This window comes from Aquiflexum gelatinilyticum, assembly GCF_024813435.1.
In the GTDB taxonomy this organism is placed as follows: domain Bacteria; phylum Bacteroidota; class Bacteroidia; order Cytophagales; family Cyclobacteriaceae; genus Cognataquiflexum; species Cognataquiflexum gelatinilyticum.
On record NZ_JANAEZ010000002.1, the window covers coordinates 128,526 to 152,636 of the forward strand.

Genomic DNA, 24,111 nt, shown 5'->3' on the forward strand with positions numbered 1-24,111 from the left:
TTTTGATTCCCCAAAGCTTAAAATTTGGACATTTGAGTTTCTTTTTTTGCTAAAATTCCTCCTCACCCATAAACCCCCTTCATCGCCCCATCCAATTCGGGATATTTGAATTCAAATCCTGCGGTCTCGATTTTTTTCGAAGTGACTTTGTTGCCTCCCAAGACCATCATGGCCATTTCTCCCAAGATCAATTTTAAACCAAAACCGGGAACACCAAAACCGATAAAGGGTTTGCCTGCATGCTTCGCAGCAGCCTTGGTCAGTTCCGCATTGGTAGCGGGATTGGGTCCTACAGCGTTGTAAGTCCCTGAGATTTTTTCATTTTTGACAGCAAAAGAAAACATCCGCGCCAAGTCATCGATTACGATCCAACTCATCCATTGCTTGCCGCTTCCGAGTGGCGCGGCAATGGGGGGTTTCATCATTTCTTTGAGCGCACCGCCGTCTTTGTCCAAGACAATGCCGATCCTTAGCAAGACTGTCCTTAAACCCAAATTTGCCATTTTCTTCACTTCATTTTCCCAAGCTACCACAACCTTTGCAAGAAAGTCAGTTCCGGGTTTTTCATTTTCAGCCACAGTTTTGTCTCCAGTATCAAAACCGTAATACCCCACCGCCGACGCAGAGATAAAAGCTTTAGGTTTATTTTTCGCGTTTTTTATCGCTTCGTAAAGTAGGGCAGAGGATTGGGTCCTACTTTCCAAAATGGCTTTTTTTCTTTCATCCGTCCATCTTTTTTCGGCAACGCCTTCTCCCGCAAGGTGGATAATCCCATCCGCCCATTCGATGGCATCCTTGTCAATGGTGTTTTTATCTATGTCCCAAGCAAAAGATTTTTGGGTGTATTTCTTGGGATCCCTACTTAGCCAGGCGACAGATAGACCTTCCGATTCCAATTTTTGGGTGATTTTTTTCCCAACCAAACCCGAACCTCCTGTGATCAATATATTTTTCATGTTTCTTTTTCTCTAGGTTATAAACCAATTGAAGGGCTTTTGTTTACTATTTTTAACCTACTTAGTAAATTCTCTTTGCAACAACCCAATTCACTTCGTCAACACATATCCCAAAAACACAGCCAATATTCCAATAACCACGCTTCCAAGAATATATGTCAAAGCAGTGAGGTAATTTCCTGTTTGCAATAAATTCAGGTTTTCAGATGAAAAAGTGGAAAATGTCGTAAACCCGCCACAAAACCCGGTGATCAACAGCAAAGACCAATCATTTGGAATATGTTCATTTTTGGTAAAATAACCCATCAACAGACCGATCAGAAGGCAACCAATGATGTTTGCGGAAAAAGTAGCGAGGGGAATATCTTCAGAAAATCTCGCGGTCCATATTTTGATCAGGTAACGGAATATACTCCCGACACCGCCGCCGATTCCTACCAAAATGATTTGTTTCATGAACTCAAATTTGTGTGAATGATGATTTTTAAGAATGTAAAAAACCTGTATGGAATTAAAATTAGAGAAATTAAATGGAACAAAATCTAAAAATGGCACTGTCCTTCCTAGGTTCATGAAACATTTTCCCGAAATTTTGACTTGATTTATAGTCCAATATCCAAAAATCCAACATCAAAGATGAAGTTCAAAAATATATACCAAGTACTCTTATTCTTTTTTTTACCCATTTTCTCACTTTTTGCACAGAGCAACTTTGACCAAAAAGTACCGCTTGATCCAAGGGTGAAGGTGGGAAAACTAGAAAACGGCCTGACTTACTACATCCAACAAAACCCAAAGCCTCAAAACAAAGTGGAGCTTCGGCTTGCAATCAATGCAGGCTCTATCTTGGAAGAAGACGATCAATTGGGTTTGGCGCATTTTACCGAGCACATGGCATTTAATGGAACGAAGAACTTTGAGAAAAATGAATTGATCTCCTATCTCCAATCTATAGGGATTCAATTTGGTGGGGACCTGAATGCCTACACAGGATTTGATGAGACCGTTTATATCCTGCCTATTCCTTCTGAGGACGAAGAAAAACTGAGAAAGGGGTTTCTGGTTATGAGTGATTGGGCAGGGGGAATTCTGATGAATGAGGAGGATATCGACAGCGAAAGAAGCATCATTGTCGAAGAGTGGCGCACGGGTCAGGGGTATACCCAAAGAATGCGCGACCAATATTTTCCGGTCATTTTTCACAATAGCCGCTATGCGGAAAGACTGCCGATCGGGAAAATGGATATCATCGAAAACTTCCAATATGAAACCATCAGAAGGTTTTACAGAGATTGGTATCGGCCGGACAACATGGCGGTGGTGGCAGTTGGAGATGTGGCACCGGAAAGGTTGGAGGCTTTAATTCAGGAATATTTTGGTAAACTTGAAAACCCTGCCAATCCTAAAGAAAGAAAGCTTTTTGAAGTTCCCGAGCACAAGGAGACCTTCGTCAGTATCGTCACAGACAAGGAAGCCCCGGGAATCCAAATCCAACTTTTTTATAAACATAAAGCCCTTCCTACCCAAACCAAAGCAGATTACCGCAACTTTTTGTTACGTACATTTTATGGAGGAATGCTGACACAAAGATTGGATGAAATAAGGCAAAAGCCAGATGCACCTTTCATTTTTGCCGGAACAGGATATGGGAATTTTGTCCGTGACCTCGACTATTTCTCTGCATCGGGCGTGGTCGCCACAGGAAAAATCGAAGCAGGCATCCAATCCCTGATTGTGGAAAATGAGCGGGTGGCACAGTTTGGATTTACCCAAGCCGAACTCGACCGGGTGAAGCGTGCAGTGCTCAACAATGCCGAGAGGTCTTTCAAAGAAATGGACAAAGCAGAATCCCGGTCCATAGTGAACCGCTATGTCAACCATTTTTTGGAAGGAAATTTTGCAGATGGTGAAGCGTGGAAATATGAGTTTTACAAAGAGATCATCCCAAATATCACACTGGAAGAAATCAATGCCCTTGCCAAGCAATTGGTCAGGGATGAAAACCGTGTGATCGTCATCACTGCACCTGATTCAGAAAAGGAAAACCTGCCCTCCAAGGAAGCTGTTTTGGCGCTTTTCGATGCCATAGACCAAATGGACCTTGAACCCTACCAAGAAAAATTATTGGCAGACAAGCTGATCCAAAACCTGCCCCAACCGGGTAAAATCGTAGAAATCAAACATGTGCCTTCTATCGACATCCATGAAATCCTGCTTTCCAACGGTGTCAAAGTATTTGTCAAATCCACCGATTTCAAGAATGACGAGATCCTGTTTACAGCTACGGGAAAAGGGGGAATTTCCCTGTATGGGGAGGAAGATCACCACACAGCCTATTATGCAGGGGTCTTGGTGAATGTGATGGGAATCGGGGATTTTTCGCCATCGGACCTGAGAAAAGTTTTGGCAGGAAAAACCGTGTCAGTAACACCAAATATTGGACTGTATTCTCAGAATATTGCCGGTTCATTTTCACCAAAAGAAATGGAAACGGCCATGCAATTGATCCACCTGAATTTTACTGCTCCTCGAAAAGACCAAGAGCTCTTTGATGTCTATATCGCCAACCAAAAGACCCAATTGGCAAGTGCACAGGCGAATCCGGATTACCAGTTTTCAAAGCAGGTAAATAAAATTTTGGCAGACGGACACCCACGGGCAGCCGGGATTTTTGATCCGGAGGATTTGGATAAAATTGACTTGGACAGGGGTTTGGAAATGTATGCCGAACGGTTTTCAAATGCTGCAAATTTTGAGTTTTTCTTCACAGGAAATATTGATTTGGAGACCTTCAAGCCAATGTTGGAACAATATATCGGAAGCCTTCCTTCCAATCCTGATTCTCTTGATACATTCAGGGATTTGGGGATCCGCACGCCAAAGGGTAGGTCTGAAAGCATTCATGTCGGTACAGATGAAAAGTCTCAGGTTATCATGCTTTTCACAGGGGAGACGGATTACGACCGAAAGAAAGCTGCGGATCTTATTTACCTTGGAGAAATCCTGACCATCAAGCTGATCGAATCCCTTCGGGAGGAAATCGGCGGAGTTTATGGTGTGGGTGCCAATGGAAGCATGGGAATCTTTCCGGTGGGGAATTTTTCTTTTTCGATCGGTTTTCCTTGCAGTCCTGATATGGTGGACAAACTGATCGAAGCAGCTTGGACAGAAGTCGGAAAGATCCAGGAAAGCGGTCCGACAGACGAAGACCTGAACAAAGTCAAGGAGAAAAGAAGGATATCTTTGGAAGAAAACCTCAAGCGAAATAATTATTGGCTTGGACAGCTTTCTGCGGTGAGGACGTACAATTTGCCTTGGGAAGCATTGTTGGACGGGCAAAAAGCCATCGAGTCAATGACCAAGGAAAGGATCCAAAAAGCAGCACAGGAGTTTTTGACAAAAGAAAACCTGTTGGAGATCAAGAAATTTCCTGCATTGAAATAAACTACTTGGTCTCATAGTCTTTTTATACCTTAATTCGCTCTATGGATTTACAATGGATTTGGGAAGGAATGAAGGCGGGAGTCGCGCAGATGACCTGGCTGGAGGCTTTTGCAGTATTTTTTGGGATTGCGAGTGTGTATTATTCCATCAAAAAAAACATCCTTGTTTTCCCGACCGGCATGGTCAGCACGATCATCTATGTCTATATCTGCCTGAAGTATAAACTGTATGCAGACATGGGCATTAACGCATATTACTTTGCCATGTCGATCTACGGCTGGTATCTCTGGAGCAGACCTACTGATGGTAAGGAAGAGTTGCCGGTCACATGGCTGGACAAAAAGGGCATCATTCAATCTGTGTTACTGTTTTTCGGATCATACGCAGTACTTTTTTTGGTGTTGAAAAACATTACCGATAGCGATGTGCCGGCATGGGATTCTTTTACGACTGCTTCAGCCTTTGTCGGTATGTGGCTGATGGCCAAAAAGAAAGTAGAAAACTGGATTGCCTGGATCGTTACAGATATTGTTTCAGTGCCTTTGTATTTTTACAAAGGACTGATGTTGACTTCTTTTCAGTTTTTGTTTTTCACAATTTTGGCCGTCCTCGGTTTGATTGCCTGGATCAAAACTGCCAAAGTAGAAAAGGAGGCATATGCTTAAAAAAGTGGTCATCATCGGTCCGGAATCTACAGGAAAAAGCACCTTGGCAAAAAACCTTGCAGATCATTTTGGCTGCCTTTGGGTTCCCGAATTCGCAAGAGAATACCTTGACAACCTGGACCGACCCTACGCCTATGATGATCTGACTGAAATTGCAAAGGAACAGATTGGTCTCGAGGATGAATTTGGCTTGAAATCCAAAGATCTCTTGGTATGTGATACCGACCTGAATGTGATCAAAGTTTGGAGTAATCATAAATACGGAAGAGTTCATCCATGGATTGAGGATCAGATCAAAACCCGCAAATACGATTTATACCTATTGACGGACATCGATATTCCTTGGAAGGATGACCCGCAACGGGAGCATCCTGATCCTTTCATGAGGAAATATTTCTTTGACCTTTACCAAAAAATCCTTCTTGAATCCGGGGTTCCTTTTGCTCTCGTATCCGGAAATCAGGAAGATAGGATGCAACTTTCCATAGATTTTATCCACGAAAAATTGATTTGAGTCAGAATCAAAAATACGGGATTAGTCAAAATTTTTTCAAAGGATGATTTTTGTCAGGATAAAATTGTAATTTATGGAATAGTTTTGAAGACTTTAACCAGTATAAAACCTTATGGAACGGTCTGTTACCTAGTTTTTCAAAAACACTTTTAAACTAACCCAAAATGAAAAAAACCATCATTCTGATCTTTGCCTTGGGATTGATTTTTTCTACCCAAGTTTTTTCACAAGACAAACCTAATCCCACCGAACCATCCCGATTGACGGGATATTTCAGTGTGCTCAACCCCTTGGTCAAATTCAGTGGAGGGGAGACTACCAATAATTTTAGTGATGGCTATGTCATAGGATTTCCGTCAGGATTTGTATTGATGGGAAAAAGCAATAAAGCCGGTTTTATCTTTGAATTGGTTCCTTTGATCCAGTTCAGTGAAGGGTCAAGCAGAATGGCAAATCTGGTTTTCAATCCCGGTGTTCAGTTTCATTATCCAAAAGGATGGAACTTCAATGCCTTATTGTCGTTTGAATCTTCAGGAAGGTATGGCTTTACACCCGTAATCAGCAAAACCATCAAAACAGGCCAGTTTAGCAGTTGGTTTGTGACAGTACCGATGCCGGTGAGATTTGGAAATGATGATCCCGGTTCTCTGGAATTTGCTTTGCAATTGGGAGTCGCCTTTTGATCAAGTTAAAAATCCTAACTATAGCGCCACTCATCATTCTTAATTTAGAATTATAATAAATAAGCCTACCTTTACATTTAACTAACAGAATTTCACCTGTTTTATAAAAATAACAAATACAAATTCTACAATAAATCATTATGCGTCCGCCTCGATTTAGCACAGCAACTTCCTTTCATGCCGATCTGAAGTCCAGAATCAAAAATTACTTTACCGAAAAAAACCTAGAACCAACCGGCAACGGTTCACTCTACTTCAAGGCCATCTTATTTGTGGTGTTGTTTGTGGCTGTTTATGTCCATCTTGTTTTCTTTACCCCATTTTGGGCCATAGCACTTCTTGAAGCAATCTTGCTTGGAGGTTTGGCCTCCGCCATAGGATTCAACGTGATGCATGATGGCGCACATGGAAGCTTCAGTAAAAGAGAATGGGTTAATGAACTTGCTGGAGTCACCATCAATTTTCTTGGAGCAAATGTTTTCATGTGGAAGACAAAACACAACGTCGCCCACCACTCCTTCACCAATGTGGCAGACCACGATGATGACATGAATGCTAGACCTTTCTTGAGGTTAAACCCATCCCAAAAACACTTCAAAATTCACAAATACCAGCATCATTACTTCTTGTTTGTATATGCATTGCTATACCTGTATTGGGTATTTGTTACAGATTATAAAAAATATGTCCAGAAAAGAGTCGGTTCCGTACCCATCCAAAAAATGAGTTGGAAAGACCATGTTTCTTTTTGGGGATTCAAAGTAACCAACCTTTTCCTGTTCATTGCTTTGCCCATTTACATGGTAGGTTTTATGCCTTGGTTGGTAGGTTTCCTTGTTTTTGGTGTTTCAACCGGCGTCTTCCTAAGCGTAGTATTCCAATTGGCGCATTCCTTGGAAGAGACAGAATTTCCCTTGCCGACGGAGGCTAATAAACTTGAAGATGAGTGGGCTGTCCATCAGTTGAGGACCACGGCCAACTTCGCTACAAACAATAAAATTCTTTCTTGGCTTGTCGGTGGTTTAAATTTCCAGGTAGAACACCATCTTTTCCCAAACATCTCCCACGTGCATTATCCTGCCATCAGCAAAATCATCAAGGAGACTTGCCTGGAATACAATATTCCTTACCTAGAGCATCCAAAGATGAGATTGGCTTTCTCCTCTCACGTGAATCATTTGAAGCACTTAGGAAATAACTATTAAAATAACAAGTTTTTCTTTTGAGAAATATAAATCAAGCCATGGACCAAATCCATGGCTTTTTTCTTTTCATGAAATAGTAAGGAAGTAAAAACCCAAGAGGTTCCTTCCGGATTTTTTTTGCATCTGATGCATTTCCGATTACATTTGCGTAAAGATCATTAGGGGTGCCTTAACAAATCGGGCTGAGATCATACCCACAATACCTGATCCGGGTAGTGCCGGCGAAGGGAAATGAGTAACTCAAATTAAATTATTGAACATAGGGGACTAAAGTTCGGATTGGGATGATTCCTGTCCAAGCATGCATGCAAAACACTATGTCGATTTTTTTGATTTGGGTAAAAGGGTAAACACAAAACAGAAAATCTCCCCTGGTTTTCTGATGTTTAACCAAATGTTGCTCAGGCAATATGTATTAAATTAACCATGAAAAAATCAGTATTTATGCTAGCCATTTGGCTGGTATCATTGTCTGCCTTTGCGCAGTCTAGCCTCCGGGGAGTAGTCAAAAGCACTTCAGGAGAAGGATTATTGGGGGCCAATGTGGTCCTCTTGGGAACGGGAAGAGGATCCAATTCCGACCTCAACGGAAATTTTGAAATCAAAAATATTCCTGATGGAAAATACACGCTGAGAATTTCCTACCTAGGTTTTGAATCATTTTCGCAGGAAATCCAACTACCAAATCCTACAGAACTCCAGGTAGTCCTTTCTCCAAGCAGCTTGCTCACTGAGGAATTTATCGTGTATGCAACCCGTGCCTCCGAGAGGACTCCCACTACTTTCAAAATGGTGGATAGAAGCGACATAGCCAAACTCAATTTGGGTCAGGACATCCCTGTTTTGCTAAACTTCACTCCTTCGGTAGTCAGCTTTTCGGATGCAGGAGCTGGAGTAGGCTATACCGGATTGAGGATCAGAGGCTCGGACCAGACCAGGATCAACGTTACCATCAACGGTATCCCCTTGAATGACGCCGAATCCCATGGTGTATTTTGGGTCAACAAACCGGATTTTGCCTCGTCTGTAGAGAATATCCAGATCCAACGCGGTGTCGGAACATCCACCAACGGAGCGGCTACTTTTGGAGCAAGTATGAATATCCAAACAGACAGCCATGAGAAAGAAGCTTACGGGGAGGTGGACAATTCCTTCGGTTCATTCAATACCCGGAGGCATATGGTCAAAGTCGGAAGTGGTTTGATCAATAATCGATGGGGATTTGATGCAAGGTTGTCTCAGATAAGTTCTGACGGGTTTATCGACAGGGCGTTTTCTGATTTAAAATCCTATTTCCTTTCAGGCGGATATTATGGAGAAAACCATGTCGTCAAGCTGAACATCATTTCAGGCAAAGAGCAAACCTACCAATCTTGGGAGGGCGTTCCGGAATCACTGCTCCAGACCAACCGAACTTTCAATCCCTACACCTATGACAACCAAACTGACAACTACCAACAGGATCATTATCAACTGATTTATACCGGTACATTGGGGAGCAATTGGAAAGCAAATGCCGGATTGCATTATACTTATGGAAGGGGATATTATGAACAGTTCCGGGAAGATGATGAGCTTTCTGATTATGGATTGGACCCGATACAGATTGGAGGAGAAAGCATTTCAAGAACAGATATCATCAGAAGAAGGTGGTTGGACAATGACTTTTTTGGAGGTGTTTTTTCCTTCAATTATGTCACGGATGATGATAAATGGAATGTGATTTTTGGCGGTGGTGCCAACCGGTATGACGGAGACCATTTCGGGGAAATCATTTGGATGGGAACAGCAGGCAATACCCAAATCCGTGACCGGTATTATGACAATACTGCTGTCAAAGATGATGTCAACCTCTATGCAAAAGCCACATTAGAAGCTTCAAAAGGATTGTTTCTTTTTGCAGACATGCAATTCCGGGGAATAGATTACTCTTTTGTCGGCGTCAATGATGACAGGAGAGATATTGAGGGAGACTATCAGTTGAGATTCTTCAATCCCAAATTAGGCTTGTCCTTTGAAACCGGAAATGGAGAAACCTGGTATGTTTCGTATGCCGTTGCCAACCGAGAACCTGTAAGAAATGACTTTACCGACAGTCAGGTAGACCGAACACCCAAACATGAAAATCTTCAGAATATCGAAGCAGGGATCCGTACCCAAAAAGGAAATCTGAGCTACAACGCTAACTTCTTTTACATGAGATACAAAGACCAATTGGTTTTGACTGGACAACTGAATGATGTCGGTGCATATATCCGTGAAAATGTAGCCAATTCTTTCCGCACAGGAATTGAGTTGGATGCTGCCTATAGGTTATCGCCAAAGTGGACGATATCCGGTAACCTGACTTTGAGCAGGAATAAAATCCAGGAGTTTACCGAATACATAGACGATTATTCAGTGGAGGATTTCAGACAGGAAGTGATTGTCCACACCAATACGGATATTGCTTTTTCTCCCAATATCATCAGTGCAGCCATCATAGATTTCAGACCTTTCAAAAACTTTGAAGTAAGCCTTCTTAACAAATATGTGGGGAATCAATTTTTGGACAATACCCAAAATGAAAGCCGGATGTTGAATGCCTTCATGACCAATGACCTCAGGTTCAATTATGCATTGAGACCAAGGTTTGTCAAAAACCTTGAATTTACGCTTTTGGTGAACAATATCTTTAATCGGATGTATGAACCAAACGGCTATACATTCAGCTATTTCCTGCCACTTGAAGGAACGGCTGGAAGAGAATTGGTTACCGAGAATTTCTTCTATCCCCAAGCCGGCACCAATTTTCTTGCAGGGGTTAAAGTGAGGTTTTAGGATTTTTATTTGACCCCAAACACGGAATTGAATCTTCTGGTTTGGGGTCAATTTTCAAAAAGAAAAATCAATTGAAATTCCATTTGATTTGGGCAAGAAATTTATTTGGTTTTCCCAATCAACTTCTGATAATCTTCGATGGTTACCATCACCGCGTTTTTCTCCTTTTCATCCGCCCACAATGGTTCCCAATTGTCTATTTGCCAAACTTCAAATGTGGCATTATCGATGAGCAAAGGAGTAATTTGTTCTGCAAATTCAAAATGAGCAAATTTATCCCCACCTTCAAAGGTAATTTCCCCTTCCTGATTTTTTTCAGGACCAAGCCACTTAAGACGGATAGGAAGATCTTCAAAATTGGGTTCTAAAAATATATAGGCTTCGTCATTGACTTGATTGAGAATGATAGAAAAAACAAGGGTTGGCTCTTCTGTATTTTTCGCACGCTTTCCATGCCGGTAGACAGTCATTCTTGCATCTCTCCGGTTTTCTATATCATAATAAGCTGAACGGACATTTTTGAAGTATAACCTCTCGGCATCGGTTATTCTCATTGGACTCGGTTCCTTCCCTGAGTTGTTGGCTCTTTTCTCATTGAAAAATGACATCACCAAAACAAAAACCAAAGATCCTATTCCGAAGATTTTTAATAATCGAACCAGTTCCGGTGATAGGGTGTCTTTGTTATTTTTTGCCAATGGAATAAACTTTATTGGTACACTATTTTGGAAGAGTAAGGAAATTGGAATATCAAATTCAAGCAAATGATCACCCTGAATAATGCGATGGATTCTAACCTTATTTCAATTTATTTCTATTTATATCAACCTTATATCCCTTTAATGTACATAGGAACCGGCATTGATATCTATCGTGCAGCCGGTAGCATGGTCCGCAAGACCTGAGCATAATAAAGTCACCATCGGGGCAATATCCTTTGGTTCGGTTAATTGATTAAGGGCAATGTCGTTCAATGCAAATTCCTCACCATATTGAGAAAGGATTTCATTGGCCATGTCAGTCCTAGTAAACCCAGGTGCTATTAGAAAAGCCTTGATTCCTTCTTTTCCATAATACCTGGCGATTGATCTGGTATAACTCACGATAGCGGCCTTGGAAGCAGCGTAAGCCAGATAATCAGGCGTATCTCCTCTAAATGCCGCACGGGAAGAAATGTTTACAATCCTGCCGTTTTTGTTTTTGCGCGCATGCTCTATGAACTCTTTGCTGATAATTGCCAATGCATGGATGTTGACGTCCATGGTTTTTTGCCAGACATCCAACCATTCTGTGGTAGGCGCATTGTCGGGAATTCCAATGGCGATACCGGCATTGTTTACTACAGCATCAATTTTTCCATATGTTTTGATGAGTTCGGGAATCCACCCTTTGACAGATTCTAGGTCAGATAAGTCACAGGGTACAAGGTGGGAAGGGTTGGGTAAAGAATCTTGAAGTTTTTTTGCTTCAGTGATATTCTTGTTGAAATGGAGTAAAACTTCTGCTCCGGAGTTTGAAAGCTGGGAGGCGATCGCTGCTCCGATTCCTCGGGAAGCTCCTGTGACAAGGATTCGGTGGTTACTCAGATCGATGTTCATATGGGTTAAGTTCTAATTGTTAACTTCAAAATTTACGGTTTCCTGAGATACCAATTTGACGGTTTGAGTAAAATCAGGGTGCAGAGGATTGATCAAGAGGTTATGTTCATCAGGAAAAGAACTTGCAGGAATCCAGCCGGAAGGGATCTGTAATGCTACAGATGCCATCTGTCTTGCCCAGTAATTTCCCAATTGCTGTGTGTTGACCGGATGTGGACGCCTTCTCCAATCTGAAGGCCAGTCAGAAGGTTCTAAATAAGGGATTTCCCCTGAGATATCCATGGTAACCAAGGACCATGATGCTCGGCTTACAGTGGGACCTTTGATGCTGAGCAATTCCAAAAAGTTAAGGGAAATTTGGTTGCAGGCATAAATCAAAGGCGTGCCATAAGGATTCCATCTACCTGCACCCATTCCAAAGCCCAAGGGGCTTCTTCCGGGCAGATTTTCTATAAGTCGGAAATATTTCAAGATGGAGATTACATAAAATTACCCCAAGACATAGCCTCCAATGCCTCCTCTACCAACTCCAAACCATAAGGATTGCGCATCATATCGGCAGGAATCCGGTCTCCCAATGAAACATTCGATGTGTGGAGCCATTCAGAAAACAATGTCTCAGAGCCAAAAATCCGGACTCCTTTAAATACGATCTTGTCCATATCCATGATACTTTTGGTTAGCAATCGGGTCAATGTTTTGTCTTCTTTTTTCCAACGGGAAAGGGTACTTGGATCCACTTCCATCAGCTCTGCCACCTCATGCTGACTGTATTCCAAATAATCAAACAACGGCTTGGTATCTGCAAAAGACATGGATACCTCCATATAGGCACTTGGCTCTGCTACCTTATCACTTGGAGCTTTGAAAAAATATTGAGAAGCAAATAAATCCAGAACATTGGAAGTATCCCGGTATCCTGAGAGTGTATTAGAGAAACTGATGGTCATAGCTGATCCATTGATATCCTCTTCAAAGATAATAAGATTTTGTTATTTGCAATAATATTATATTGCATTTGCAATAAATTTACAGAATCTTCTTAATATCTTCTGATTGTAGGTTACAGTTGATCCAACCGCTGTCTAGTTCTGAACCATACTTCTGATAGAAATTGATTGCCGGGGTATTCCAGTCCAATACTTGCCACATCATGCCGGTACAATTGGCTTCGATGCATTTTAGCATCGTACGGTCAAATAACAATTTGCCTGCGCCATGACCTCTTTCGGTTTCTGTGACCACGATATCTTCTAGGTATAGCCGCTTTCCTTTCCAGGTACTGTAGCGGTAATAAAATATTGAGATACCAATGATTTCACCCGTGCTATTTTTTTCAGCTACAAAAAGCCCAAATATGGGATTTGGTCCAAAACCGTCTTCTTGCATCATTTCCAATGTGTTGGTTACTTGCTCGGGTGCTTTTTCGTAAAGTGCAAGTTCTTTGACCAGTTCCAAAACCCTTGGCAGGTCTTCTATTTTTCCTTCTCTGATGGTATACATGATGGAAAATTACCAAAAAACACAAAGGCAAAAAATCAATTTATATATTTGGATATATGGCGCTTTGGTAAGGCGCCATACACGAACCAGAATACCTAACCTTGATAGAAGCATGTTTTTAGCGATTGACGCCGGCAATACCAACATTACCTTTGGGTTTTTTGATGAAGATTTAAAAAAATGGATCCATGAATACCGGATCAATACCCTGAAGGAACTCACTGTTCTTCAGATTGAACGCGAAATCCATTTGTTTTTCCTAGAGAAAAGTATCAAAACAGATAAAATCACTGCCATCGGAATTTCATCGGTTGTTCCAGAGATTAACCCGATTCTGCAGCAATTCTGTAAAGAATACCTTGAAAAAAACTGTTATCTCATCCAAGGGAAGAGCTATCAAAAACTCCAAGTCAGTACTTCAAGGCCAAATGAAATCGGTAGCGACCTGATGTGTAACGTGACTGCAGCATTCGATAGATTCAAATCTGCAACTATTATCGTGGACTTTGGAACCGCCCTGACCTTTACTGTGGTCGGAAAAGAAGGAAAAGTTTTGGGAGTCAACATTGTCCCTGGACTGAAAACGGCGATCAAATCCTTGTTTGCCAATACTTCGAAATTGCCGGAAGTGGAGTTGAAATTGCCCGAATCCGCTTTGGGTAAAAATACCATCCATTCCATTCAGGCAGGAATTCTTTATGGTTATTCCGGTCTTGTAAAGGGAATGCTTGAAACCATTCAAAATGAATTGGGCTATTCCTGTCACATCATTGCCACAGGAGGACTCTCTTCCATCATGTCCACTTTGGAAGGATCATTTGAAGTTATCGACCGCAACCTCACCTTAGAAGGGATCCGCCTCATCACTTTAGCTAATCAATGACCGATTAGGATTGCAGGATCAGGACAGATTAATTTATATTTTTCAATATCCCGATGTGAACATACTCCCGGAAAATCACCATGATTTCCCATCAAGTCCCACATCAGTTGAAAATGCAAATGCGGGGGCCAATCTCCGTTTTCAGGATAGGGGCCGAGATGGCAAAATTTTTCTCCTTTGGAAATGGCTTGACCAATTTTTAGATGTACCAAATCACTTTTGGCTAAGTGACCATACAAACTGAAAAATACTGTCCCTTTGATTTTATGCTGTAAAATGATGGTCGGGCCATAGTTACCAAAACCTGCATTGTCATGGAAACTGTGGACCATGGCATCCAATGGCGCAAATACCGGGGTTCCTGCCTCCCCCCAGATATCCACGCCCATATGGATATCCCGGAAATCTGATTCTTGCGTTGCAAAAACTGCACTCCTGCTGTAAATGACACGGTGTTCGAAATATCCACCATGGCCAAACCTTTTTCCGGCCTTTTCCAGCAATCCAAAAACATAGCGGTTAAAAGTTTCTGTATTGGAAATATCAACAGTTGGCAATTCTTTATTTTTAGGAGAAAAGTCCATTTTGATGGAATTGGAAGCATCCAACCATTTTCCCATTACCGGAAAAATCGAAACATCCAACAGTAAGTTTTCTAAAGAAGGCATGGCTTTCATTTTGCTGCAAGATAAAAATTTTGTCAGTTTTAAGACCTTCGCTTATCTTTATTTCCATGAATGACATTACTGTGTTTCCCACCATAGATGATATCATGGCTGCGCATCAAAGAATCCAGCCATTTATCCACCGTACACCTATCCTGACATCTGAAGCCATCAACCAAATCGCGGGTTGTGAGATTTATTTCAAATGTGAGAACTTCCAAAAAGTAGGCGCTTTCAAAGCCCGTGGTGCTGCCAATGCAGTAATGAAACTGACTGACGAGCAAAAGGTAAACGGCGTAGCCACCCACTCCAGCGGCAATCATGCTGCGGCTTTGGCTAGAGCGGCTTCAGTCGCAGGGATCAAGTCATACATTGTCATGCCTTCGAATGCACCCGAAATCAAGAAAAAAGCGGTTGCAGGATATGGGGGAGAAATCATCGAATGTGAACCCAATTTGATTGCAAGAGAAACCACCCTGAAGGAAGTGGTGGCAAGAACTGAGGCGGTTTTTATCCCTCCTTATGACTATTTGGATGTCATCGAAGGACAGGCAACCTGCGCGTTGGAAATGTGGGAAGAAGGAATTCCCTTTGATACCGTGATGGCTCCCGTAGGGGGCGGGGGATTACTCAGCGGAACCGCGCTGACTACCAAGTATATTTCGCCAAGCACAATGGTCATCGCCGGTGAACCTGAAGGCGCCGATGATGCTTACCGTTCCTTCAAAGGCAAAGAACTGATTCCGATGGTCGGTCCTAAAACAATCGCTGATGGCTTACTTACTTCCCTAGGAAAGATCAATTTTGAGATCATCATGGAATATGTCGACGATATCCTTACGGTCAATGAAGCAGAAATCATCGAAGCGATGCGCCTTGTCTATGAAAGGATGAAAATCATCATTGAGCCGAGTTGTGCGGTACCATTGGCAGCATTGCTCAAAAACAAAGAAAGATTTCAGGGTCAAAAAGTAGGGATTATCCTTTCGGGAGGAAATGTGGATTTGGGAAAATTGCCTTTTTGATTTATCCCCTACAAAATTTGATTTTGTAGGGGAATTTATATCAATAGGAAGCTATTTTTTGGACTGAAAGCGCTAATATTTCCTTATTTATTCCATCCCAAAGGACTTTTCTTGCCTCAAGAGCTTCCTTTGCCGCCTGTTCTGCCTCATTCCATTTTTGGGCATCATTACCACAGAGTTGCTCGAGCATCCTAAGCGCAAGAGGCCCGTGGTGGTCTTCATCAAGATGAATGTGCCTGTCAAAATAATATTTCAAAGTAGAAAGTTCAGAGGGTTTTGTACTGATAAGGTCATTGACCAACCTGCGGAACATATCCGGTATCAATTCCTCCCTTCCCAAGGTAAAGGAAGCGGCTATTTCATGGGCTTTACCCTTTTTCACTACCCTGTAATTTACTTCCAAAAAATGAAGAATGTGCTCAGGCAAGTCAAGTTCCTCGACAACTTTCTCCAGCTCTTGTCCCTCTGTTAGCATGGATATTAGGTCGGTAATTTTCTCAGTATTTGCTCCTGCTTCTTTCATGGACCGGAGGTATAACTCAAAATGACTGCAATAGCCACCTTTGCCATCTTCATCACTTTCCTCTGCAAGTACGATATCATTGATCAATCTGGTGATTATAGGGTCTGATGAAGGTATCCAAGGAATTGATGTTCCGGTAAGTTTCATTTGTAAAGCCTTCAAGAGGGTCATGAAATCCCATACGGCAAATACATGATTTTCCATAAATACCCGAAAATCTTTTAGGTTCTTTATTTCATTATAGACAGGATGGTTTAATAGAACCGCTCTGTATGGGGTTATTTCATTTAAAATTCTTTGAATATTTAGATTCATAAGTAAAGTTTTTAGACAAGTTTAATACCCGATCACAACATGATTTTGAATTAAATCGATTTAAAAAACACTCAGAATCTTCTTCAAATGAATTAAATAGTAAATAAAAAGACATCGGTAACCAACGAATTTTTTTTAAGCTAAAATGAGGAGCCCGAAATATGTCAGCGACAATAACTCACATAAGACAAATGCCTACAGGTATATTTGGCTCCATCTCATTTGAAACTTAATGTTGATGTCCACCTTCACCATGCACATGACCGTGGTCGATCTCCTCAGGGGAAGCATCCCTGACGGATACGATTTCTCCTTCAAAGTATAGATCCAACCCAGCCAATGGCGAATTGAAATCCATATGGACTCCTCTATAATCAATCTTTGTTATTTCACCCCTTAGCTGATTGCCTTGGTCATCCTGCATCGGAATAACCTGACCGATCCGTAGGGAATTCTTGGCTTTTTTGCCGTCTTCTTTGAAGTTGGCCTTGGGTACAATTACTTTTTTACTTTCGTCATAGTCCCCATAGCCATGTTCATAATCTATAAAAACCTCAAACTTATCTCCGGCTTCTTTTCCTTCAAAAGCAGCCTCTAAGGCCGGTAGAACATGGCCTGTTCCAAAAAGGAAATGAAAAGCCTGTTCTTTTTTGACGCTTTCAAAATGCTCCTTCCCGTTTTCCCCGTCGTCGACATGTAGCTCATAGCTGATTGCTACAACTTTATTTTTCTCTATTTTCATGATATGGTAGGTTGACAATTTTTTTCAAATTAAGCCAAAAAGGAATAAACCAGTTCAGCAAATCCGGGAAATCATTGGATTTCATTTTTATCTTTATTTGAAATTGAAGTAAAGCAACAATGAGTTGGATTAAGTTTTCAAATGAAAGGACAAATTTCCTCATCAGGAACATCCTGAAAGGTTTTTTCTTTTTGGCAATTTTGATTTTGGTTTTTTACCTCCTGAGAAGTGGTACCTCTGAGGAGGACAGGATGGTGTGGTTTGGATCAATCTACAATAACCCCTATCTGGTATTGACAGTTTTTATTGGGTCAGAAGTAATTTTCGGCATCATTCCACCCGAGATTTTTATGCTGTGGTCTATGGAAACAGGGTTTCTAGGCCCTTATTTTCTGAGTATAGGTACACTTTCTCTTATCTCTTATGGCGCGGGATTTTTAAACTTTACTTTGGGAAAAATGCTCAAAGAAAATTCAAAATGGCTAAACGGCAAAAACAAATACCTCATAAAATACAAAGAAATGTTCAACCAATATGGAAGCTATTTGGTAATCGTGGCTTCCGTCACCCCGATTCCTTTTTCGGCTGTTGCCTTGCTCGCAGGAGCCGGTGGATTGAACAAAACAATTTACCTCCTCTATAGCCTTTTCAGGATATTGAGGTATTTTGTTTACGCTTATATACTTTGGAAGATTGAGATGTAAACTTTCCAACAAATTACCTTTTGAGCTGTTGTTTGGGTAACTTTGCATTTATGAGTGTAAGCACCGAATTTCAATCTCCTTCCATAGAAAACCTTGATCCCAAGGAATACATCATCATCAAAAATGCCAAGGTCAACAACCTCAAAAGCCTGAGTGTAGCCATCCCGAGAAACAAACTTGTGGTAATTACCGGACTTTCAGGTTCAGGCAAATCCTCTCTCGCATTTGACACATTGTTTGCCGAAGGCCAAAGGATGTATGTAGAAAGTCTGAGTTCCTATGCGCGTCAATTCCTTGGCAGAATGGAAAAACCCGATGTCGAATACATCAAAGGTGTCTCCCCGGCCATAGCCATCCAACAAAAAGCAAGTACCAAAAATCCCCGGTCAACAGTGGGGACGACAACCGAAATATATGATTACCTCAAGTTGCTCTCTAGCAGAATCGGCAAAACAATTTCTCCTGTCAGCGGAGATGAGGTGAAGCACCACACCGTCACAGACGTGGTGGATTTTATCCACACTTTTGAAGAAGGAGAAAAAGTAATGATCTCCTGTCCGCTGCAGCAGATGAATGGCCGGACGATGCTTAAAGAGATGGAGCTGCTGCTTCAAAAAGGATTTACGAGGGTTTTGGTAGATGGAGATGCCTACTTTGTCGAAGATTTGGTAAGTGCTCCCTCACTCCCTAAGGGAAGTTACCAGATTTTGATAGACCGGATTTCTATCCAGAAAGATGATGAAGACAACCACTTTAGAATTGCGGATTCGGTGCAAACAGCTTTTTATGAAGGCCACGGTGAGTGTTTGATTACCATTCCCGGTAAGGAAAAGAAAACATTCACCGATCGTTTTGAATTGGATGGGATGAGTTTTGAACTCCCATCAGTCAACTTTTTCAGCTTCAACAATCCCTACGGGGCCTGCAAAAGATGTGAGGGATTTGGGTCAGTACTAGGACTTGATCCGGATCTGATCATCCCTGACAAAAGCCTCTCCGTCTATGAAGGGGCCATCGCCCCTTGGCGTGGAGAAAGTTCAGGCAAGTGGCTTGAGCCATTGATCAAAAAGGGAATCTACTTCGATTTTCCGATTCATAGGGCATACGAAGATTTGGATGAAGCGCAAAAAGAACTTATTTGGACAGGGAATTCCTACTTCCAAGGTCTCAATGACTTTTTTGCTGACCTTGAAACCAAAACACATAAAATTCAATACCGTGTCATGCTTTCCAGGTTCAGGGGCAAAACAACCTGTCCGGATTGTAGGGGGACGAGATTGAGAAAAGATGCCTCCTATGTCAAAATCAATGGAAAGTCGATCACAGATATTGTCCTTTTACCAATTGAAAAGGCGTTTGACTTTTTCAAACATATTGAGTTGACCGAGGCAGAACATAAAGTAGCAAACCGTCTCCTCAAGGAAATTCTAAACAGGTTGGAATATATTGATAAAGTAGGGTTGGGGTATCTGACATTAAACCGTCTCACTTCCTCACTTTCAGGTGGGGAATACCAAAGGATCAAATTGGCGACTTCGTTAGGTTCGGCATTGGTTGGCTCGATGTATATCCTTGACGAACCAAGTATCGGCCTCCACCCAAGGGATACTGACAGGTTGATTGAGGTGTTAAAAGCCCTCAGAGATATGGGCAATACCGTGATCGTGGTGGAGCATGAAGAAAAGGTAATGAAAGCAGCTGATCAAATCATCGATATCGGTCCGGATGCAGGTGTTTTGGGTGGGGAGTTGGTCTTTCAGGGAGATCTTTCCGAACTGATGATCAAGGGAAATACCTATACCGCCCGCTATTTGAAAGGCGAAGAAAAAATCCAAAATAAGGCCCAGAACCGAAAGTTCAGGGATACGATTATCGTCAAAGGGGCAAGGGAAAACAACCTCAAAAACCTGACTGTCAAATTCCCATTGAACACCCTGACCTGTGTCACCGGAGTCAGTGGTTCAGGAAAATCCACTTTGATCAAAAAAGTATTGTACCCGGCTTTGGGCAAAACTCTCGGAACCGTCATTGACGAAACAGGAAAGTTTGACAAATTAGACGGAAGCTATAAAAAAATCACGCAGATAGAATTTGTAGATCAGAACCCTATAGGAAAATCCTCTCGATCCAATCCTGTCACCTATGTGAAAGCCTACGATGCCATCAGGACCTTGTACTCAGATCAGACTTTGGCAAAGCAAAGAGGATATAAGCCGGCATTTTTCTCTTTCAATGTAGATGGAGGAAGGTGCGAAGCCTGTCAGGGCGAAGGAACCGTGACTGTCGAGATGCAGTTTATGGCGGACATCCACTTAACCTGCGAATCTTGCCATGGCAAGAGATTCAAAAATGAAATCCTTGACATCAAATACCAGGAAAAAGACATCGCTGATGTGCTGGATATGACGATCGATGAGGCCATGGAATTTTTCAAAGGGAAAACCCAAATCATCAACAAACTCCAACCGCTGCAGGAAGTGGGATTGGGGTATATAGGAATGGGACAATCATCCAACACGCTTTCCGGAGGTGAAGCCCAAAGGGTAAAACTCGCTTCATTCTTGGGAAAAGGAGGTACCAAACCTGGCGATCACATCTTGTTTATTTTTGATGAACCTACGACAGGACTTCACTTTCATGACATCAGAAAGTTGCTCCATTCTATCAATGCTTTGATAGATCAAGGACATTCGGTCATCATCATCGAGCACAATACCGAGGTGATCAAAGCGGCTGATTGGGTGATTGATTTGGGACCTGAAGGGGGAGAAAAAGGAGGTTTCGTAACCTTTGAGGGAACGCCGGAAGCCCTAATGGAAACGGAAGATAACTATACAGGTAAGTACCTGAGAGAATCATTTATCTAAAAATGTCATCCTGTGGTTTTGTGCCACAGGATGATAAATTTATTTGGCAAAGATCTGACTTTCGTCCTGAAAGGATTTGAACTCCAAAGCATTGCCGCAGGGATCCAAGAAGAACATGGTAGCCTGCTCGCCAATTTCCCCTTTGAACCTGATATAAGGTTCAATCACAAATTCGATCCTGTAATCCCGAAGCTTGTTTGCGAGTGAATGCCATTCCTCCCAAGGAAGGATTACTCCAAAATGCCTCACCGGCACATTTTTTCCATCCACTTCATTGGCTTTAGCAAGGGTAAGTTCTTCAGGCTTGATGTGCGCCGAAAGCTGATGTCCAAAGAAATTGAAATCTATCCACTTGTCTGTACTTCTGCCGATGTCACAGCCCAATAAATCTCCATAAAACTGACGCGTTTCCTCGATGTCTCTGATAGGAAATGCAAGGTGAAAAGGCTTGAATTGACCCATAATTGCTTAATTTCGTTTTTCGAAATAGAAAAGTAGCATTCATTTTTCATAATTTATTTAAACCATGAGCAAAAAAACAGTTTCATTGGTACTATCAAGTGGCGGAGCAAGAGGAATGGCACATATCGGAGTCATTGAGGCGCTTGAAGAATCCGGATATGAAATTGCGTCAATAGCAGGCTGCTCTGCCGGGGCCCTGATCGGAGGCATGCATGCAAGTGGCAATCTTCCCAAATTCAAAGATTGGATATGTAACCTTGACCGAATAGATGTATTCTCCTTGATGGATTTTACACTTTCAAGCAAAGGGTTTATCAAGGGAGACAAAGTTTTTGCTGCACTCAAAAAAATCATTGAAGACAGATTGATAGAGGAATTGGACATTCCTTTTGTTTGTACCGCTGTAGAAATTCCCACAGGTAAAGAACATGTTTTCCGAAAGGGAAGCATGTATGCAGCTATCCGTGCTTCAGCATCGATTCCGACGGCTTTTACTCCCGCAAAAATCCATGGTAAAGAATTCATCGATGGAAGTATTTTGAATCCGATTCCATTGAATCTGATTCCCAAGGAGAAGATTGCTGACTTGGTTTTTGCAGTTGATTTGAACGGTCCCAAAACTGCTTTTGTGGAAAATTTAAAAGAAAAAGAAAAGAAAGAAAGTGAAAATTCTAAAGTTAAGCTTCCCAATTGGCTGACAGAATACCGGCAAAAGTTTTCCACCTATTTTTCTTCCAATGAGAAAGAGGAAAAAATTAAAGGAATGAGTTCCTTAGACCTGCTCAATTATTCTTTTGATCTTCTCCAGGACAAACTTTCGGAGTTGGTATTAGAAAGACACCAAGTAGATATAATTGTTGAAATTTCACGAACCCAGGCAGGAACTCTGGAATTTCACAGGGCAGCCGAATTGATTGAAATCGGAAGACAAAAGGCCTTTGCAGCCATAGAAAAATACGAAAATGGACATTAATTCCCTCAACCGACTTCTCGGCAATATTGACATCTATCTGCTTGACCAAATTCTGAAAGGGAGATTTACAAAGGAAATGAAGATCCTCGATGCAGGTTGCGGAGAGGGTAGAAACACGATCTATTTTCTGCAGGGGGGCTACCAAATATTTGGTGTAGACAGTAATCCTATTGCCATCCAAATGGCGCGGATCTATGCCCAGACCATACAGAAGGACTATGATGTTTTCAGGTTTCAGACATCTTTGGTAGGGAACATGCCATTTCATAAAGGAGCATTTGATGTTGTCATCAGTTCAGCAGTGATGCATTTTGCCACAAGTGAAACCCATTTTTTGACAATGATGGATGACATGATGAGTGTATTGAAGCCCGGAGGCATTTTTTTCTTGAGAATGACTACAGGCCAGGGAGAAATGCAGGAAAAATCTCCGCATTTAGGAGATGGGGTTTATTTGTTACCGGATGGATCGGAGCGGTTTCTTTTGACTGATTCATTGGAAAAAGAGATTGTTTCAAAATACAAACTCCAATACATAGAACCTGCCAAGAGTGTTTTGGTACATGGCCAAAGGGCAATGGGGGTTTTCGTTTGGGAAAAAGGTTGATCAAGTTTTTGTTTTTTTTAATCTGTTGATTTTCATATATTTATTTGATGGTCATTTTGGCTTTAGCTGACCATATTGGAAAGAGATTGTGTAATACAAAAAGCTCCTATATTTTGTAATCTTATGAAAACAGTACTTCTAAATAGATCCTTAGCCTTATTTTTCTTGGGCTTATTTTTTGGAATTTCAGGTTGTAAAATCACACTTGTCCCAAGTTATGATGCACAACTCAAAGAACAGATTGAAAGTACTTCCAAAGAGATTGACAGGTTTTACCTGAATATGATGGACATGACTTCCAATGCGGAAGGTGGGCGGGCTTATGACCAATTCAGGGAGGGATATATCAATATTGAAGTTGAATTGCTTTCCCTTCTAAATAAGAATAAGGTAAGGCCACTTAATACCCACTCCACTCGGATATGTGAGATCACATTGCAAATCTGGAGAAAATACAAACAGGAACACAAGGAAGACGATGCCATCCCTGATGGCTTGATCAAATTAAACATGCTGGCCATGAATGACCTCATGTATGCTATGCTGATTGCCGAAAAAGGAAAAGCAATAGCTGATAATCCACCAAATTAACCTCTTAGAAAATGAACTTTGATATCAATGAAGTCCTGTTTCAGATGACAGATGCCATCAAGCAAAATGTGGCCGAAAACTGGGATGAAGTAAAAACTCCTGCCAATAATTTTCTTCAAAACCGCAAGGAACGCTATACTTTATTAGCTGATCTGTTGATCAATAAAGAGATATCCCAAGCAAGATTTGACTCTCGCATGGAGGATGAAAAACTGATTGCCGAGGCGGAGTTTCATGCCATTGCTGTGATTTCGAAAGCCATAGCACAAAAAGCTGCCAATGCTGCCATAGACATTTTTCAAAATGCAGTAAAAGCGGCTATAACCGTGGCAACTTGATACAGTCAATCAAAATTGAGATTTTATT

General features: G+C 41.6%; 25 protein-coding genes and 1 riboswitch. Of the genes, 14 read left to right on the forward strand and 11 right to left on the reverse strand.

Going from position 1 to position 24,111, the window contains the following annotated elements:
• Window positions 1-62 precede the first annotated feature (62 nt).
• Window positions 63-956 carry a TIGR01777 family oxidoreductase gene (locus NK987_RS05185; protein ID WP_259263006.1) on the reverse strand — a complete coding sequence of 298 codons (894 nt, stop codon included), beginning with the start codon at window positions 954-956 and terminating at the stop codon, window positions 63-65.
• 90 nt (window positions 957-1,046) lie between these two features.
• Window positions 1,047-1,412, reverse strand: a complete 366-nt coding sequence (crcB, locus tag NK987_RS05190) for a fluoride efflux transporter CrcB (RefSeq protein WP_259263007.1) — start codon at window positions 1,410-1,412, stop codon at window positions 1,047-1,049.
• 180 nt (window positions 1,413-1,592) lie between these two features.
• On the opposite strand from crcB, the gene NK987_RS05195 reads away from it, so the two are divergent.
• The 6 genes from NK987_RS05195 (at window position 1,593) to NK987_RS05220 (ending at window position 10,287) form a co-directional block, all read left to right on the forward strand.
• Window positions 1,593-4,400, forward strand: coding sequence for a M16 family metallopeptidase (locus tag NK987_RS05195; RefSeq protein ID WP_259263008.1), 2,808 nt, complete (start codon window positions 1,593-1,595; stop codon window positions 4,398-4,400).
• 41 nt (window positions 4,401-4,441) lie between these two features.
• Window positions 4,442-5,065 carry a nicotinamide riboside transporter PnuC gene (gene pnuC, locus NK987_RS05200; protein WP_258424764.1) on the forward strand — a complete coding sequence of 208 codons (624 nt, stop codon included), beginning with the start codon at window positions 4,442-4,444 and terminating at the stop codon, window positions 5,063-5,065.
• The gene (locus tag NK987_RS05205) at window positions 5,058-5,579 is read left to right on the forward strand and encodes an ATP-binding protein (RefSeq protein WP_258424765.1); all 522 of its coding nucleotides are present in this window, start codon (window positions 5,058-5,060) and stop codon (window positions 5,577-5,579) included. The genes pnuC and NK987_RS05205 overlap by 8 nt, the downstream gene beginning before the upstream one ends.
• A gap of 164 nt (window positions 5,580-5,743) precedes the next feature.
• The gene (locus NK987_RS05210; RefSeq protein ID WP_259263009.1) at window positions 5,744-6,262 is read left to right on the forward strand and encodes a hypothetical protein; all 519 of its coding nucleotides are present in this window, start codon (window positions 5,744-5,746) and stop codon (window positions 6,260-6,262) included.
• 140 nt (window positions 6,263-6,402) lie between these two features.
• Entirely contained in the window at window positions 6,403-7,467 is a 1,065-nt protein-coding gene (locus NK987_RS05215) for a fatty acid desaturase family protein (RefSeq protein WP_259263010.1), read from the forward strand.
• Window positions 7,468-7,617: 150 nt separating this feature from the next.
• Window positions 7,618-7,714, forward strand: a riboswitch (TPP riboswitch).
• Window positions 7,715-7,893: 179 nt separating this feature from the next.
• Window positions 7,894-10,287 carry a TonB-dependent receptor gene (locus NK987_RS05220; RefSeq protein ID WP_259263011.1) on the forward strand — a complete coding sequence of 798 codons (2,394 nt, stop codon included), beginning with the start codon at window positions 7,894-7,896 and terminating at the stop codon, window positions 10,285-10,287.
• Window positions 10,288-10,388: 101 nt separating this feature from the next.
• Here the strand turns inward: NK987_RS05220 and NK987_RS05225 are convergent, their stop codons facing one another.
• The 5 genes from NK987_RS05225 to NK987_RS05245 all read right to left on the reverse strand — a co-directional run bounded on the left by NK987_RS05225 (window position 10,389) and on the right by NK987_RS05245 (window position 13,388).
• Window positions 10,389-10,985: a hypothetical protein gene (locus NK987_RS05225; protein ID WP_259263012.1), complete on the reverse strand. Its 597-nt coding sequence runs from the start codon at window positions 10,983-10,985 to the stop codon at window positions 10,389-10,391.
• 141 nt (window positions 10,986-11,126) lie between these two features.
• Window positions 11,127-11,885: an SDR family NAD(P)-dependent oxidoreductase gene (locus NK987_RS05230; RefSeq protein ID WP_259263013.1), complete on the reverse strand. Its 759-nt coding sequence runs from the start codon at window positions 11,883-11,885 to the stop codon at window positions 11,127-11,129.
• Window positions 11,886-11,897: 12 nt separating this feature from the next.
• Window positions 11,898-12,356: an RES family NAD+ phosphorylase gene (locus NK987_RS05235; RefSeq protein ID WP_259263014.1), complete on the reverse strand. Its 459-nt coding sequence runs from the start codon at window positions 12,354-12,356 to the stop codon at window positions 11,898-11,900.
• Between the two features lie 8 nt (window positions 12,357-12,364).
• Complete coding sequence (locus NK987_RS05240; protein ID WP_259263015.1) at window positions 12,365-12,835, reverse strand: MbcA/ParS/Xre antitoxin family protein; 471 nt, start codon at window positions 12,833-12,835, stop codon at window positions 12,365-12,367.
• Window positions 12,836-12,914: 79 nt separating this feature from the next.
• Window positions 12,915-13,388 carry a GNAT family N-acetyltransferase gene (locus tag NK987_RS05245; RefSeq protein ID WP_259263016.1) on the reverse strand — a complete coding sequence of 158 codons (474 nt, stop codon included), beginning with the start codon at window positions 13,386-13,388 and terminating at the stop codon, window positions 12,915-12,917.
• 112 nt (window positions 13,389-13,500) lie between these two features.
• Between NK987_RS05245 and NK987_RS05250 the strand changes: the two genes are divergently transcribed.
• Window positions 13,501-14,271 (forward strand): type III pantothenate kinase, encoded by a 771-nt coding sequence (locus NK987_RS05250; protein WP_259263017.1) that lies wholly within the window; start codon window positions 13,501-13,503, stop codon window positions 14,269-14,271.
• Here NK987_RS05250 and NK987_RS05255 read toward each other — a convergent pair.
• Window positions 14,265-14,939, reverse strand: a complete 675-nt coding sequence (locus NK987_RS05255) for a peptidoglycan DD-metalloendopeptidase family protein (protein WP_259263018.1) — start codon at window positions 14,937-14,939, stop codon at window positions 14,265-14,267. The two genes, NK987_RS05250 and NK987_RS05255, sit on opposite strands and share 7 nt — an antisense overlap.
• A 65-nt stretch (window positions 14,940-15,004) precedes the next feature.
• Here NK987_RS05255 and NK987_RS05260 point away from each other — a divergent pair, with 65 nt between their 5' ends.
• The gene (locus NK987_RS05260; protein WP_259263019.1) at window positions 15,005-15,961 is read left to right on the forward strand and encodes a threonine ammonia-lyase; all 957 of its coding nucleotides are present in this window, start codon (window positions 15,005-15,007) and stop codon (window positions 15,959-15,961) included.
• A 40-nt stretch (window positions 15,962-16,001) separates the two neighbouring features.
• On the opposite strand, the gene NK987_RS05265 is transcribed toward NK987_RS05260, so the two are convergent.
• Together NK987_RS05265 and NK987_RS05270 are read right to left on the reverse strand one after the other, a co-directional pair.
• Entirely contained in the window at window positions 16,002-16,799 is a 798-nt protein-coding gene (locus NK987_RS05265) for a DUF3050 domain-containing protein (protein ID WP_259263020.1), read from the reverse strand.
• A gap of 229 nt (window positions 16,800-17,028) precedes the next feature.
• Window positions 17,029-17,541 carry an FKBP-type peptidyl-prolyl cis-trans isomerase gene (locus NK987_RS05270; RefSeq protein WP_259263021.1) on the reverse strand — a complete coding sequence of 171 codons (513 nt, stop codon included), beginning with the start codon at window positions 17,539-17,541 and terminating at the stop codon, window positions 17,029-17,031.
• A 119-nt stretch (window positions 17,542-17,660) separates the two neighbouring features.
• On the opposite strand from NK987_RS05270, the gene NK987_RS05275 reads away from it, so the two are divergent.
• A complete protein-coding gene (locus NK987_RS05275; protein WP_259263022.1) occupies window positions 17,661-18,245 on the forward strand; it encodes a YqaA family protein in 585 nt (194 codons plus the stop codon).
• 50 nt (window positions 18,246-18,295) lie between these two features.
• Entirely contained in the window at window positions 18,296-21,112 is a 2,817-nt protein-coding gene (gene uvrA / locus NK987_RS05280; RefSeq protein WP_259263023.1) for an excinuclease ABC subunit UvrA, read from the forward strand.
• 39 nt (window positions 21,113-21,151) lie between these two features.
• Here uvrA and NK987_RS05285 read toward each other — a convergent pair whose 3' ends face one another.
• Complete coding sequence (locus NK987_RS05285; RefSeq protein WP_258424781.1) at window positions 21,152-21,574, reverse strand: VOC family protein; 423 nt, start codon at window positions 21,572-21,574, stop codon at window positions 21,152-21,154.
• A gap of 64 nt (window positions 21,575-21,638) precedes the next feature.
• Here NK987_RS05285 and NK987_RS05290 point away from each other — a divergent pair, with 64 nt between their 5' ends.
• From NK987_RS05290 to NK987_RS05305, 4 genes are all read left to right on the forward strand, one after another.
• A complete protein-coding gene (locus NK987_RS05290; RefSeq protein WP_259263024.1) occupies window positions 21,639-22,547 on the forward strand; it encodes a patatin-like phospholipase family protein in 909 nt (302 codons plus the stop codon).
• The gene (locus tag NK987_RS05295; protein ID WP_259263025.1) at window positions 22,537-23,154 is read left to right on the forward strand and encodes a methyltransferase domain-containing protein; all 618 of its coding nucleotides are present in this window, start codon (window positions 22,537-22,539) and stop codon (window positions 23,152-23,154) included. Before NK987_RS05290 ends, NK987_RS05295 begins: the two co-directional genes overlap by 11 nt.
• A 123-nt stretch (window positions 23,155-23,277) precedes the next feature.
• Window positions 23,278-23,745: a hypothetical protein gene (locus NK987_RS05300; RefSeq protein WP_258424784.1), complete on the forward strand. Its 468-nt coding sequence runs from the start codon at window positions 23,278-23,280 to the stop codon at window positions 23,743-23,745.
• Between the two features lie 11 nt (window positions 23,746-23,756).
• The gene (locus tag NK987_RS05305; RefSeq protein WP_259263026.1) at window positions 23,757-24,083 is read left to right on the forward strand and encodes a hypothetical protein; all 327 of its coding nucleotides are present in this window, start codon (window positions 23,757-23,759) and stop codon (window positions 24,081-24,083) included.
• Window positions 24,084-24,111 lie beyond the last annotated feature (28 nt).

Excerpts from the sequence above, each read along its gene's own strand:
- NK987_RS05185 (WP_259263006.1), bottom strand. The coding sequence starts at position 956 with ATGAAAAATATATTGATCACAGGAGGTTCGGGTTTGGTTGGGAAAAAA.
- crcB (WP_259263007.1), bottom strand. The coding sequence starts at position 1,412 with ATGAAACAAATCATTTTGGTAGGAATCGGCGGCGGTGTCGGGAGTATA.
- NK987_RS05195 (WP_259263008.1), top strand. The coding sequence starts at position 1,593 with ATGAAGTTCAAAAATATATACCAAGTACTCTTATTCTTTTTTTTACCC.
- pnuC (WP_258424764.1), top strand. The coding sequence starts at position 4,442 with ATGGATTTACAATGGATTTGGGAAGGAATGAAGGCGGGAGTCGCGCAG.
- NK987_RS05205 (WP_258424765.1), top strand. The coding sequence starts at position 5,058 with ATGCTTAAAAAAGTGGTCATCATCGGTCCGGAATCTACAGGAAAAAGC.
- NK987_RS05210 (WP_259263009.1), top strand. The coding sequence starts at position 5,744 with ATGAAAAAAACCATCATTCTGATCTTTGCCTTGGGATTGATTTTTTCT.
- NK987_RS05215 (WP_259263010.1), top strand. The coding sequence starts at position 6,403 with ATGCGTCCGCCTCGATTTAGCACAGCAACTTCCTTTCATGCCGATCTG.
- NK987_RS05220 (WP_259263011.1), top strand. The coding sequence starts at position 7,894 with ATGAAAAAATCAGTATTTATGCTAGCCATTTGGCTGGTATCATTGTCT.
- NK987_RS05230 (WP_259263013.1), bottom strand. The coding sequence starts at position 11,885 with ATGAACATCGATCTGAGTAACCACCGAATCCTTGTCACAGGAGCTTCC.
- NK987_RS05240 (WP_259263015.1), bottom strand. The coding sequence starts at position 12,835 with ATGACCATCAGTTTCTCTAATACACTCTCAGGATACCGGGATACTTCC.
- NK987_RS05245 (WP_259263016.1), bottom strand. The coding sequence starts at position 13,388 with ATGTATACCATCAGAGAAGGAAAAATAGAAGACCTGCCAAGGGTTTTG.
- NK987_RS05250 (WP_259263017.1), top strand. The coding sequence starts at position 13,501 with ATGTTTTTAGCGATTGACGCCGGCAATACCAACATTACCTTTGGGTTT.
- NK987_RS05255 (WP_259263018.1), bottom strand. The coding sequence starts at position 14,939 with ATGCCTTCTTTAGAAAACTTACTGTTGGATGTTTCGATTTTTCCGGTA.
- NK987_RS05260 (WP_259263019.1), top strand. The coding sequence starts at position 15,005 with ATGAATGACATTACTGTGTTTCCCACCATAGATGATATCATGGCTGCG.
- NK987_RS05265 (WP_259263020.1), bottom strand. The coding sequence starts at position 16,799 with ATGAATCTAAATATTCAAAGAATTTTAAATGAAATAACCCCATACAGA.
- NK987_RS05270 (WP_259263021.1), bottom strand. The coding sequence starts at position 17,541 with ATGAAAATAGAGAAAAATAAAGTTGTAGCAATCAGCTATGAGCTACAT.
- NK987_RS05275 (WP_259263022.1), top strand. The coding sequence starts at position 17,661 with ATGAGTTGGATTAAGTTTTCAAATGAAAGGACAAATTTCCTCATCAGG.
- uvrA (WP_259263023.1), top strand. The coding sequence starts at position 18,296 with ATGAGTGTAAGCACCGAATTTCAATCTCCTTCCATAGAAAACCTTGAT.
- NK987_RS05285 (WP_258424781.1), bottom strand. The coding sequence starts at position 21,574 with ATGGGTCAATTCAAGCCTTTTCACCTTGCATTTCCTATCAGAGACATC.
- NK987_RS05290 (WP_259263024.1), top strand. The coding sequence starts at position 21,639 with ATGAGCAAAAAAACAGTTTCATTGGTACTATCAAGTGGCGGAGCAAGA.
- NK987_RS05295 (WP_259263025.1), top strand. The coding sequence starts at position 22,537 with ATGGACATTAATTCCCTCAACCGACTTCTCGGCAATATTGACATCTAT.
- NK987_RS05300 (WP_258424784.1), top strand. The coding sequence starts at position 23,278 with ATGAAAACAGTACTTCTAAATAGATCCTTAGCCTTATTTTTCTTGGGC.
- NK987_RS05305 (WP_259263026.1), top strand. The coding sequence starts at position 23,757 with ATGAACTTTGATATCAATGAAGTCCTGTTTCAGATGACAGATGCCATC.